The following is a 13,154-nucleotide window of genomic DNA, read 5'->3' as shown; positions in this document are numbered from 1 at the left end:
TTTTTATAAAAAAATCATTTTTTTTAGCAAATTTCTATCTTTTTCAATTGAAAATTATCATTAAAATAAAAAAATAGGGATTTTGCCTATTGTAAGCATTTTACATTGTTTTTATATTTGGATTATTATTAACTAAAAAATTCCCCAATTATGAAAAAAATATTTAAAAGTTCTGTTTTAATTTTGTTATTAAATGTAGCCTTACAAACATCTGCACAAGATGTTGCTTATAATGACATGAAAAATGTACCGTATATTAAACCTTTAAAAACCAAAGTTATTGTAAACAAATCTTTAGAGGATGGTAAATATACTTATGACAATAGTATTCACAAAGTTATTGTTGAAATAGAAGAAGATTCTTACATAGAGTTTTATCCAAAAGGAGAGTATATCAAAGCTAAAATGGTTTGGTTGAGTGAAAATGAATATGAATTAGAAATTGTAGATATTAACAAGAAAAATTTACCATTTAAGGTAGGTGATAAATTAACTACTACTATACAAAGAAATAGAGGTAAAAGATACTACTACGAATCTGTATATGAAGATAGGTCTTGGACTGGAAAACTTACAAAAATTATTGAAAAGAAATAAGTTAAAAAATCCCCTAAGAAAAAAAGTGTTCATTTTTAGTAATGAGCACTTTTTTTATTTCATATGATATGATTACATTTTTTAATAAACTATTAAAAATAAGTAATTTGCTTATAGTTACTTTCTATAAAAGCTATTAAATTTACACTTGTATTTATATTATATTTTCCCCTAGAGTATTTTATAGAAAAAGCCAAACGATTCCGTTTGGCTTTTTTTTGTTATTGTCGTTTCTATTATATTTTTACTACTAAATATTAGTTTTGGTTGATTTTTGAGTTGTCATTTGAAATGGTATCAATTAAAGAATCAAAATCATTTGCTTTGTCAAAAAAAGCGCTTGCACCATACTGTAAACACATTCTTTTTAACTCTGTATTCATAGAAAAAATAAACACTTTCGTTTCTACGTTTTTTTTATTCAACCATTTTAATAATTGTATGCCATTACCATCAGGTAAGCTTAAATCTAAAACAATTATATCGTAAAAAACGTTTAATAACTTACTTTTAGCTTCTTTTAGCGTTGTAGATAATTCTATAGTTTTTAGAGTATTTAAACCTTTTACACTAGTATAAAGTAACTCACCTATATGTTTATCATCTTCAACAAGTAATAAATTTCTTTCCATCACAATTACAATTGTTTAATCTTTTAAAATTAAAGCAATTAATTGATTATAACAGTAAGCAAATTGCTTATTTTCTATTTATATTTTACATGTAAAATACTGATAATTAATTTAATAACCTTTTACAAGGAGTTGTTATTCTAAAGAGGTTAGTCCATTTCTAATGGCATATTTTGTAAGCTCTGGTATGGTATATAATTCTAGCTTTTTCATAGTGTTGTTTTTATGGACATCAACCGTTTTTGAACTCAAAAATAATAGTTCTGCTATTTCTTTGGATGAATTACCTTCCGCTATTAATTGTAGTACTTCTATTTCTCTTGAGCTTAATTCTTTATCAACAATTACTTCTTCTCTATTTAAAAGGGTTAAATAACTTTGATCTATTTTTTTTGAGAGGTATTTTTTATTTTGATGTACTGAGTTAATGGCTGTAATTAATTCTGACGAGTCACCATCTTTTAGTAAATATGCATAAGCACCAGCTTTAAACATGCCTTGTATAAACTGTTTGTTCGCATGCATAGAAAGTCCGATAATTTTAATGTGAGGATGTTTTTTGTGTATTTGTTTTGTTGCTTCTACTCCATTTAAGCCACTCATGGCTACATCTGTAATAACTACATCTGGTAAAAGCTTATTACATTGTTCAATGGCAGCTCTACCATCTGAAGCTTCGCCAATAATATGTAAGTTTGTTTTTTGCTCTATAATACTCCGTAAACCGTCACGTAATATTTTATGATCGTCTACTAATAATAATCTAATGACTTCTGGGGGATTCATTATTATTGTTCTTTAATATCGTTCTTATTTTTTAAATGTACGAAAAATTTTACAGTTGTTCCAACATTTTTGTCTGAGGTAATTTGTAGTTCACCATTTAAATTTCTAATACGCTCCCTTACAGCAAATAAGCCAAAACCACCTTCTGTACTCATTGTGTTTTGTAAAATTGCTGTATCAAAACCTATTCCGTTATCTTTTATAATGATGGTAATTGTTTCCTCATTTTTAATAAACTGAAGCTTTATTTCTGTAGCTTTTGCATATTTAATAATGTTTGTTATAGCTTCTTGTATACAACGATATATCAATATAGATTTAAATTCACTAAGCTCTAGATGGTTTACATTACTGGTAAATTGAACTTTAATATCGTATTTTTCTTGAATATCGTCAGACATCCACTCTAGAGTTTCTAACAACCCTAATTGATATAAAACTGGAGGAGAAAGTTCGTAGGTAATTTTTCTACTATTTTCTAAAGCCTCTGATATATGTTTATTTACAAAATCTAAATCTTCACTAATGTTTTTTAAAGATGCATTTTTTTGAAGTTCACTTATTCTCATTTTTGAAATTACAAGTGATTGACTCAAATGATCATGAATATTTGCAGCAATGTCCTTTTTTTGTTTTTCTTCAATCATCGCAACTTCTGCAGTTAGTTTTTGTAACGAGGTTTGATATTCTTCAATTTTTTTTCTTGCCAACATCCATTGGGTGATATCTCTGGATGATGTTAAATAAGCAATAATGTTATTATTTTGATATACAGGTGATAATAAGGATTCTAACCAAACGTAATGCCCTTTTTTATGTTTTATTCTAAAAATAAAATCATTTACCGCTAATCCATTTAAACTTTGCTCTATTTTATTTTTAACCATAGCAACATCCTCTTCATGTACTAAATCTAAATTTTGTTTTCCAATTAACTCTTTAGCTTCATAACCTAATAATGTTTTTATAGAAGGACTTAAATACGTAAAATTGGTTTCAGGATCTTGTAAAGAAATTAAATCGTTTGTATTATCTGCTAATAAACGATACATTTCTTCTGCTTTTTTTCTTTCAGTAATATTTACATTGGTACCTAAATAGCCTATTAATTCGTTTTTATCGTTAAAAATTTCTTTGGCTGTACCTTCTACCCAAGTAATTTCTTTGGTTTTTATATTTATAAAACGGTATTCATATTTCCATTTTCCATTCGATTGAACAGATTGATACCAATCTTTTTTAATAGCTTCTAAGTCATCAGGATGTAAAGCATTCACCCATCCAGTTCCAGATGCTTGCTTTAAGGTCATGCCAGAAATCTCTAACCATGTTTCATTTGCATAAGTACAATCACCATCAAGATTCGTTGTATAAATTGCTGTTGGAGATTTTTCTGTATAAGATTTAAATTTTGCTTCGCTAATTTCTGTTTTTTCTTTTTCTTTTAAGAGCTGTAACTGTATATTTTTGCTTTCTGTAATATCTTGTGAAACCCCTCTCCTACCAATTACTTCGTTTTTATCATTAAAAATAGGTTGTCCTGTGTTTTTAATCCAAACACTTTTATTATTTGTATCTATTAAATTTAACTCTATCTCATAAGGCACCCCATTTTTAGCTAGGTTTGTTGTTGCTATAATAAGTGTTAATCTAGAATCTTCTGTAAAGAAATTTAAAATTTCCTCTAATGGAGGAACTCCTTTTTTTGGATCTGTACCGTAAATTTTATGAAGTCCTTCAGACCAAAAAAGAACACCTGTTTGTTCATCATAACTCCAGTAGCCTATTTTTGCAATTCTACCAGCTTCTTTTAATGCATATTCACTTTCTTCTACCAAGTTTAAAGATGTTTCCAAACTTTCTTTAGACTGCTCTAGCTTTAATTGTGCTTTTTTATCGTCAGTAATATTTCTGATGATTCCTCTTCTTCCAATAATTTCCTTTTCATCATTATAGATTGGTTGTACTACGTTTCTTGCCCAAATCTCTTCATTATTTAAATTGAAAAGTTTAATTTCTATGTCATAAGGTGTACCATGTGCAATTAACTCAATATTTGATTGTTGTAATTTTTCTAAAGATGATTTATCAAAATATTTTATAATTTCTTCTTGAGGTGGAGGGTCATTTTTGGGGTCTAATCCAAAAATTTCATATAAATAATCAGACCAAGTAACTTTGTTTGTTGTGGTATCAAATTCCCAAAATCCGATTTTTGCTAATTGACTAGCTTCTCTAATAGACTTTTGATTTTTTAATAGTAAATCTTGATAGTTTTTTAACTCTGTAATATCATCAATAATAATACATGCTCTAAAAGGTTGTTTTTTGCCATTTTCAAATTCAGGAATAGCACTTACTTTTAACCAAGTGTAAACTCCGGTTTTTGCATTTATAATACCAATTGTTTTTTTTAAAACCGGTTTTTTTGTTTTAAAGGCAATTTTTGTTGGATGCTCATCTGCTTTTACTGGGCTTTTATTTTCATGAACAGGTTTCCATGATGGTTTGTAAATAGAGTATCCAATCATATACTCTTTTTCAGCTCCTAAAATATCTAAACAAGTTTGATTTACAGATAAAACAATTCCTTTTGGAGATACATACAAAACTCCATGCGTAATGTTGTCAAACAAATCATAATGTCTGTTTTTATATTTTCTTAATCCTATTAATTTTTGTTTTGTTTTGTAGTCTTTTCTCCTTAAAGCTACATACATAAAAATGGAAGAAATTACTATAAATAGTACGCCTTGGTAGTTTTGTAAGGTAATTAATAAAGGGTTTGTGGAATTTGAACTAAAAAAAGAACTGACTAAATTATCGTAAAAAGTAAAATATAAGCAAGAAGTAATAAAATATATGAATACAATTATAAAATTGATTTTGTTTCTTAAAAACTTCATGTAAATGTGTACTAAACTTTTTTTAAATTTAGTGAAAATAATTTTATTTCTGCAAATTGTAAACCGTTAACCAAGCAAATTTTAATTTATATATTATAAATCAATTACTTATATTATGTGTGTTTTTTATTTATACTTGGTAAATTCTAACTTTTTTCTTTTTTAAGCGAACATTGTTTAATGTATCAATTAATTCAGATGTTTTTTGAGCAGGAACTGCAACAAAAGCACAGTCTTGTTTTAACTCAATAACACCTAATTGCTCTTTGCTTAATTTACCTTGTTTGATAAATAAACCAGCAATATCTCCTTTTGATATTTTATCTTTTCTTCCGCCAGAAATAAATAAGGTTTCCCAAAAAGGTTGTTTTCTTTCAGCTTGTTTAGAAATGTCTTGTACTACAGCATTTTTAATAAAATCTGGTAAATGCTCGTCTTTCCATTTTAATACATAAGCAGTACCTTCTGCTGAAACTCTTGCTGTACGTCCGTTTCTATGTGTAAATTCCTCTACAGCCAATGGCAATTCGTAATGAATAATGTAGTTCATTTCAGGAACATCTATTCCTCTAGCAGCTAAGTCTGTAGCAATTAAAATTTGATTGGTTCCGTTTCTAAATTTTATTAATGAACGTTCTCTATCTTTTTGTTCCATACCACCACTAAAACAACCATGTTTTATGTTTTTACTTTCTAAAAAAGTACTCACATTGTGTATGCTATCTTTTAAATTACAAAAAATAATTCCTTGTTGATTTCCAAGATGATTCAACAAATGTAATAAGGTATTTAGCTTATTTTTTGAAGGAGAAATTACCGTTTTTACTTGCAATTTAGAAGTTGTTGCTTTTAAATAATTTACAGTATTTGGATTTGACAACCCTACAAAATCAGGTATTTCAACTCCTTGTGTTGCAGAGGTTAAGATGCGTTTGTCTAAACTAGTAAGTTGATTAATGATTCCTCTCATTTCATATTCAAAACCAACCTCTAATGATTTGTCAAACTCATCTAAAATTAATGTTTTTATAAAATCTTTAGAAAAACGTTCATTTGTAAAATGATCCGAAATTCTACCAGGAGTACCAATTAAAATAGCAGGAGTATGTTTTAATTCAATTTTATCTTTAGACATTGGTCTTCCTCCATACACAGCATTTACTTTAAAACCAGCTCCCATAGAACGAATAACTTGTTCTATTTGAATAGCTAATTCTCTTGATGGAACTAAAATTAACGCTTGTACTTCCTCTAAATCAGGGTTTAACATTTCTAATAAAGGCAAAGAAAAAGCCAATGTTTTTCCTGTTCCTGTTGGCGAAAGTAATATGGTATTCTCGTTTTTATTAATGGTTGCAATCGCTTCTTTTTGCATTGGATTTAATGCAGCAATATTTAATTTATCTAAAATTTCTGATTGCTCCTTGATATTATTTGCCATAATTATTCGCTGTTTTTCTTTAAACTTAATTACTAGTATTTACGGATAAATAAATACCAAATTCACTATTGTAAAAATTACCAATCGATAGGGAAATAGTCTTTTAAAAACTTTCCAGACCAATGTTTTCCGGTATTTATACCGTCAATTAAAGGATCCATTACTCTTGCAGCTCCATCTACAATATCTAATGGAGGTTGAAAATCATGAACTTCTGCCTTCTTTTTAGATAATTCAGCAGGATCTTCATCTGTAACCCAACCTGTATCTACAGCATTCATGTAAATTCCTTTTTTAGCAAATGTTGCAGACGATGTATGAGTTAACATATTTAAAGCTGCTTTTGCCATATTGGTATGAGGATGCCTATCTTCTTTTTTAAATCGATGAAATTTACCCTCCATTGCAGACACATTAATTATGTGTTTCTTTCCGGTGTTTTCTTTCATCATTAAATTAGACAAACGATTACACAAAACAAAAGGTGCTACTGCATTTACCAGTTGTACTTCTACCATTTCAGTAGTTTCGATTTCGCCTAATTTTAAACGCCAACTGTTGGTTTTACGCAAATCTACTTGTTGCAAATCTGCATCTAATTTTCCTTCTGGAAACACTTCTGATGTTTGCAAAGAATTGTCAAAGCTATAAGGAATTTGAGATAATTCTGCTGAATTTCTTAGTCCAATTCCTGGTTCTGGTCCATGCCATGTGACTGGTAACACATTATTTTTAGCTGTTTTTGATGAAGAAACACTTAAATCGGATATTTCTTTCAAACATTCTGCATGATTTTCTAATAATTTTTGTGCCAATATTGGAAGTTGATCAATGGGTTTTTTCTCATTTTCCATCATATGAGCGTAAAAACCAGCAGGTCTTCTTACAGTTTGGGCAGCATTGTTGATAAGAATATCTAAACGATCGTATTTCTGCTCTATATAATTACAAAAAATTTCTACACTTGGAATGTGCCTTAAATCCAAACCATGAATGTGCAACCTATCTTTCCAATCTTTATAATCTTCTTCTTTTGCAAAACGAATCGCAGAATCTGCAGGAAAACGAGTGGTAGCAATCACTGTTGCTCCAGAACGTAAAGCCATTAAAGTAATATGGTAACCTATTTTTAAACGAGAACCTGTAATTACAGCAACTTGACCCGTTAAATCTGTGGTTTGAAAACGTTTCGCATAATTTAAATTGCCACAATCTGTACACATGGCATCATAAAAATGATGCAATTTGGTATACATCGTTTTACAAACATAACAGTTTCTTGGTGATTCTAATTCTGGACTATCTTCATTTATTTGAGCAGCTCCTAATAGTTTTGGAGCAACAAACAAGGCAGCTTCTCTTGCCGAACGAATTCCGGTTGATTTTCTGGCATGTTTGTCACTTTCAATCTGTTTACGTTTGGCTGCTTTTTTAGCATCTTTTCTTCTTCGTTGAAATTCATCTCTGTTTGGACGAGATAATTCGCCAGCAACCTTAAAAAGTGCCACTCTTTGTGCTTCAGGAATCTCAAAAAGCTGATTTGTATCCGCTAATAAGTTTTGTATTGTTTGAATACAAGCATCTATTTCTGGATTGTTTTTATGTTGACTCATATTGATGATGAGATTGTTATATTATTTAAGTTTCTAAATTAGTTCTCGACTGCGTTCAAACTGACATTTAGAAAATTATTTTCTTTTCTTCTTCTTTTTAACTTCTACTGTTTTTGGTGTATTTGAAGCATTTTGAGCTAAATAATTCGCCAAAATTTTATCTACCAATTCATCTTTTGTTAAATGATGAAAAATAGTTTTTATTTGAGATTTAAAATCTTCCGAAACTGTTTTATTCGGTTTTGTTTTAAATATTTTTTTCGCCCACAACAAACCATTATTTTCTTCAATACTTTGTGCATCTGCCTTTTCATATCTTGAAAATGAAATACCTAATTCCTTTTCAAAATCTGCAATATCTACCACTTCTTCTTGTTGTAAAATGGTTAAAGATAGTCCCTTTGCTCCTGCTCTTGCTGTTCTTCCACTTCTGTGCACATACGCATCATACGTATCTGGTAAATGATAATTTACTACATAAGAAATTTCTTTTATATCAATTCCTCTTGCAGCCAAATCTGTTGCCACTAAAATATCTATGTGTCCTTCTCTAAATTGTCCCATAATTCTGTCTCGAATTCCTTGGGTTAAACTTCCATGAATTGCGCCAGATGAGAATTTATTAATCGCTAATTTTTTCGCTAATTTATTAACAGCCGCTTTTGTTTTACAGAAAATAATTCCTCTTTGCCCTTCTTTAGAATTTAAGAAATGTAATAAAACTTCCAGTTTCTCAATCGGTTCTACTACTACATATTGGTGGTCAATTCCTTGATGACCAACAGTTTTCATATCCGCTTCAATTGTAACCACTTCTTTAGACATGTAGTTATTTACCAATTGTCTTATAGCACCAGGCATTGTTGCTGTAAATAAGAAAGTTCTTCTATTCTTCGGAATTTCTGCAATAATCGCGTCTAAACCTTCTTTTAAAGCATTTACCATTTCATCTGCTTCATCTAAAATAAAGTATGAAATGTTTTTTATGTTGATGGCTTCACGTTTCACTAAATCTGCCAAACGTCCTGGAGTTGCCACTACAATATGCGTTTTTTCTTTTAAACGATCTATTTGTGGTTTTATGGGAATTCCTCCACAAACAACAGCGATAGAAATATCTGGACTGTGTTTTGAAAAAGCTTCTAAATTACTATGAATTTGTTGCCCTAACTCTCTTGTTGGTGCTAAAATAACTGCTTGAATATTTTCATTTTTTGTATCAATTAATTGCAATAAAGGCAACCCAAAAGCAGCAGTTTTACCTGTTCCTGTTTTTGCCATTGCAACAACATCTACTTTCTGATTTAAAACAACAGGAATTACTTTTTGTTGAATATCTGTAGGTACAGAAATTTGTAAATCCGTTAAACTTTGTTGTAATTGCTGATGGATTCCTAAATCGGAAAATGATTTTGACATGTAAAATAATTTTGTGCAAAGATAGTTACACTTTTATTGATATTGTTTTTTCTTTACTTCATTTTAAACAAATGCATAAAAAAAACTCATCAAAAATTGATGAGTTTTTTTTAAACTTGAAAGTATATGTTATTAGATAACTTTTACGTTTACTGCGTTTAAACCTTTGTTACCTTCTTGTAAATCAAATTCTACTTTGTCTCCTTCACGAATCTCGTCTACTAAACCAGAAATGTGTACAAAATGATCTTTTTCAACTCCTTCTTCAGTGATAAATCCAAAACCTTTAGTTTCATTGAAAAATTTTACTGTACCTGTATTCATAATATTGTTATTAAATTAATTAATTCACAAAGGTGACCCCATATTTTAGATTTACAACCTTTTAATTGATTTATTTTCAATTTATTAGATAAACTTATTTTGAAACTAATAAAAATCCCTCTAATTTAGAGGGATTTTTGGTGTTCTATTAAAATATGAATTAATAATTCATCATTTTTTCTTTTTTCTTTCGTAATTGTTTTTCCAAATCACTTACAGATTCTTGTACAGCACTTCTAAAATTGTCGTGATTTGCTTCTGCAAACAACCTTGGTCCAGGAACGCTTAAACGTATGTTACAAATCATACCTGTTTCATCAGAAGTTGTATTTTCTGTTTTAAAAAACACGTCAGCTCTAATAATCATGTCGTATTTTTGATGTAAATCGTTTAATTTTTCTGTAGCAAATTGCTCTAAAGCATCACTTGCTGTAACATCATGATATTCAAAATTTATATTCATTTTCATGTTTTTTTAAGTTATTTATTATTTTATGCTTCTCCTCTTGCAGGATATCCTTCTTTTAAAATATAGTCAATTCCACTTAAAACTTCTTTTAATGGAGATCTTCCAAATGGCATTGATTGTATTGATTCCCAATACACAGTGCCATCTTTATGAATTAAAAACAACCCTGGTTCTGTAAAATGTTTAGGTTCCTTTTTAATTCCTTCAGAAATAAATAAACCCCATTTTCTAGCTTCATCTATAGAGAAATTATATCCTACAGGAATACCTTCTATATTCCACTCATTGTAAGTTTCTTTCGCTATTTCTTCAGTATCTGAACTTATCGCAATTAAGTTTACGCCTCTTTCTGTAAAGTCACTCATTTTATTTTTAAGTTCCTCTAATTGTTTTTTACAAACAGGACAGTGTTTTCCTCGGTAAAAAACAATCATTGTAAAATTTTCTGGAGTTTGATCATGCAAACTCCACTTTGTATCGTTTACCAAATTAATTTCTAAATTCGGTGCTTTTTCTCTTGGTTTAATCATCTTTTTATTTTAAATTTTTTCTAATGTATTTACTTTTAACTTAGGATAATCTGTATATCCTTTTTTTCCTGGAACGTAAAAAGTTTCTTGATCCCAGTCTGCCAATTCTTGATTTTTCTCAAAACGCTCTACCAAATCTGGATTAGATATATATAGCTTTCCAAAGGCAACTAAATCTGCATTTCCTTCTTCAATTATTTTATTTCCAGACTTTTGGTCAAAACCAGCATTAATCATTAAGGTTCCGTTGTAAATCGGTCTAAAATGTTCTGCAATATTTTCGACGGCAAAAGGAACATCAGAAACATCTGTAAAAGGTTCTGATAGATGGATGTATGCTAAGTTATAGTCGTTTAATTTTTCAATGATGTATTCAAAAGTAGGTATGGTTTCTTCGTCCATTTCCATTCCGAAAGTACCATGTAATGACGGATTGAAGCGTGCACCAATTTTTTGTTCAGGTATTACTTCTTTAATTGCTTCTAACACTTCAAAAAAGAAACGCGCTCTGTTTTCTTTGCTTCCTCCATATTCGTCTGTTCTTTTGTTGGAAGTTTTGTTAAAAAATTGATGAAATAAATATCCGTTTGAAGAATGTATTTCAACACCATCAAAACCTGCTTCTATTGCATTTTGTGCAGCATTTTTAAAATCTTGTATGGTTTGTTGAATATCTTCTTTGGTCATTTCTTTAGGAGTTACTGTTTTTTTCTGACCTTCAGGTGTGTATACTTCTTCATTTGCATTAATTGCAGATGGTGCTAAAGGCAATTCTCCATTATGAAAATCTGGATGAGAAATTCTTCCTACATGCCACAGTTGAATAAATATTTTTCCACCTTCATTGTGTACCCTTTCTGTAACTTTTTTCCAACCTTCAACTTGTTCTTTTGAATAAATACCAGGTGTGTTTATATAACCAACAGCTTGTTTAGAAACTTGTGAGCCTTCAGTAATAATTAATCCTGCTGATGCTCTTTGTTCATAATACAAACCATGCAATTCGTTTGTTGGTACGTTTCCTTTATTATCTGCACGACTTCTTGTCATAGGAGCCATTACAACTCTGTTTTTTAAGGGTAAGTTATCTATATTATTAAATGGATGTAATAAATGTTGTGTTTTCATCTTCTTTTCTTTTAATTAATCTTTCTATCTATTTTTTATGCTTCTTTTAATGTTTTCATATCAATTACAAAGCGATATTTGACATCATTATTGGTAACTCTTTCAAACGCTTTGTTGATATCTTGCATATCAATCATTTCAATTTCTGAAGTAATATTGTGTTCTCCACAAAAATCTAACATTTCTTGCGTTTCTTTAATTCCGCCAATTAAAGATCCTGCAACTCTTTTTCTTCCCATAATTAAATTTCCACCATTCATAGGTTCTAAAGGCTCAATTGCGCCAACCATAACCATGGTGGAATCTCTCTTTAAAATTTGTAAATACGGATTGATATCGTGTTTTACGGGAACAGTATTTAGCAGAAAATCAAAACTTCCTGTATGTTTTTTCATTTCATCTTTATTTTTTGAAATAATAACGTCATCTGCTCCTAATTTTTTAGCATCTGCTGATTTTTCTTCGGAAGTTGTTATCATATACGTTTCAGCACCCATTGCACTGGCAAATTTAATTCCCATGTGACCAAGACCACCCAAACCAATAATACCAACTTTATCTCCTTTTTTAATTTTCCAATGATTTAAAGGTGAATATGTAGTAATTCCTGCGCACAATAATGGTGCAACTGCTTTTGTATCTAAGTTTGTAGGAACTTTTAGTACAAATTCTTCTCTTACAACAATGGATGTTGAATATCCTCCAAAAGTTCTATTTCTAGAATGTTTGTCTTTTCCATTGTAAGTTCCTACCATTCCTTTTTCACAGAATTGTTCTAAATCGTCTTCACAAGCAGAACATTCTTTACAGGAATCTACCATACATCCTACTCCAACTAAATCTCCTTTTTTATAATTTTTAACGTCAGCACCAACCTCAATTACTTTTCCAATAATTTCATGACCTGGAACTAATGGATAGTTTGCATTTCCCCAATCATTTTTTGCTGCGTGTATATCACTATGACAAACTCCACAATATAAAATATCAATTTTTACATCATTCTTTAATATTGCTCTTCTTTCGATTTCCATTTGCTGTAAATCTTTGTCTGCAGCTTCTGTTCCATATGCTTTTATTTTTTCTGACATCTATTATTTTAATTTTATGAATTTTCACGAAATTAGAAATTAAAAAAGGTGTTTTTTGGCTCGTATGAAATCAATTTGAACTCATTCCATAAATTAACATTTTATAACATAATCCCTTTAAAATTAACAGTTTTTTATGGTTGATGATAAAAATTTACAGATTATTTATTCTTAATTTAGAGGGCAATTTGACAGAAATAAATCTGTAAAAAAAAAGC

The 13,154-nt window shown here is 29.5% G+C and carries 12 protein-coding genes; 1 reads left to right on the top strand and 11 read right to left on the bottom strand.

Annotation, left to right across the window (positions count from 1 at the left end):
* The first annotated feature begins 150 nt into the window (after positions 1 to 150).
* Positions 151 to 597, top strand: a complete 447-nt coding sequence (locus tag FDT66_RS04390) for a hypothetical protein (protein WP_138534943.1) — start codon at positions 151 to 153, stop codon at positions 595 to 597.
* A 257-nt stretch (positions 598 to 854) separates the two neighbouring features.
* On the opposite strand, the gene FDT66_RS04385 is transcribed toward FDT66_RS04390, so the two are convergent.
* The 11 genes from FDT66_RS04385 to FDT66_RS04335 form a co-directional block, all read right to left on the bottom strand.
* Positions 855 to 1,229, bottom strand: a complete 375-nt coding sequence (locus tag FDT66_RS04385; RefSeq protein WP_138534942.1) for a response regulator — start codon at positions 1,227 to 1,229, stop codon at positions 855 to 857.
* A 135-nt stretch (positions 1,230 to 1,364) separates the two neighbouring features.
* Positions 1,365 to 2,015, bottom strand: a complete 651-nt coding sequence (locus FDT66_RS04380; RefSeq protein ID WP_138534941.1) for a response regulator — start codon at positions 2,013 to 2,015, stop codon at positions 1,365 to 1,367.
* A gap of 2 nt (positions 2,016 to 2,017) precedes the next feature.
* Positions 2,018 to 4,921, bottom strand: coding sequence for a PAS domain-containing sensor histidine kinase (locus FDT66_RS04375; RefSeq protein ID WP_138534940.1), 2,904 nt, complete (start codon positions 4,919 to 4,921; stop codon positions 2,018 to 2,020).
* 130 nt (positions 4,922 to 5,051) lie between these two features.
* On the bottom strand, positions 5,052 to 6,362 hold the full coding sequence (locus FDT66_RS04370; RefSeq protein ID WP_138534939.1) for a DEAD/DEAH box helicase: 1,311 nt from the start codon (positions 6,360 to 6,362) through the stop codon (positions 5,052 to 5,054).
* 77 nt (positions 6,363 to 6,439) lie between these two features.
* Entirely contained in the window at positions 6,440 to 7,975 is a 1,536-nt protein-coding gene (locus FDT66_RS04365; RefSeq protein WP_138534938.1) for an SDR family NAD(P)-dependent oxidoreductase, read from the bottom strand.
* Positions 7,976 to 8,050: 75 nt separating this feature from the next.
* Entirely contained in the window at positions 8,051 to 9,394 is a 1,344-nt protein-coding gene (locus FDT66_RS04360) for a DEAD/DEAH box helicase (RefSeq protein ID WP_138534937.1), read from the bottom strand.
* A 132-nt stretch (positions 9,395 to 9,526) separates the two neighbouring features.
* Positions 9,527 to 9,718 carry a cold-shock protein gene (locus FDT66_RS04355; RefSeq protein ID WP_088353475.1) on the bottom strand — a complete coding sequence of 64 codons (192 nt, stop codon included), beginning with the start codon at positions 9,716 to 9,718 and terminating at the stop codon, positions 9,527 to 9,529.
* 160 nt (positions 9,719 to 9,878) lie between these two features.
* Complete coding sequence (hpf, locus tag FDT66_RS04350; protein ID WP_138534936.1) at positions 9,879 to 10,181, bottom strand: ribosome hibernation-promoting factor, HPF/YfiA family; 303 nt, start codon at positions 10,179 to 10,181, stop codon at positions 9,879 to 9,881.
* 29 nt (positions 10,182 to 10,210) lie between these two features.
* Positions 10,211 to 10,717 (bottom strand): peroxiredoxin-like family protein, encoded by a 507-nt coding sequence (locus tag FDT66_RS04345; RefSeq protein WP_138534935.1) that lies wholly within the window; start codon positions 10,715 to 10,717, stop codon positions 10,211 to 10,213.
* Positions 10,718 to 10,726: 9 nt separating this feature from the next.
* Positions 10,727 to 11,845 (bottom strand): alkene reductase, encoded by a 1,119-nt coding sequence (locus tag FDT66_RS04340; protein WP_138534934.1) that lies wholly within the window; start codon positions 11,843 to 11,845, stop codon positions 10,727 to 10,729.
* Between the two features lie 35 nt (positions 11,846 to 11,880).
* On the bottom strand, positions 11,881 to 12,936 hold the full coding sequence (locus tag FDT66_RS04335) for an NAD(P)-dependent alcohol dehydrogenase (RefSeq protein WP_138534933.1): 1,056 nt from the start codon (positions 12,934 to 12,936) through the stop codon (positions 11,881 to 11,883).
* Between the last annotated feature and the right edge of the window lie 218 nt (positions 12,937 to 13,154).

It is taken from the genome of Polaribacter aestuariivivens, assembly GCF_005885675.1.
Lineage (GTDB): Bacteria > Bacteroidota > Bacteroidia > Flavobacteriales > Flavobacteriaceae > Polaribacter > Polaribacter aestuariivivens.
This window is presented reverse-complemented; position numbering and strand designations above follow the sequence as displayed.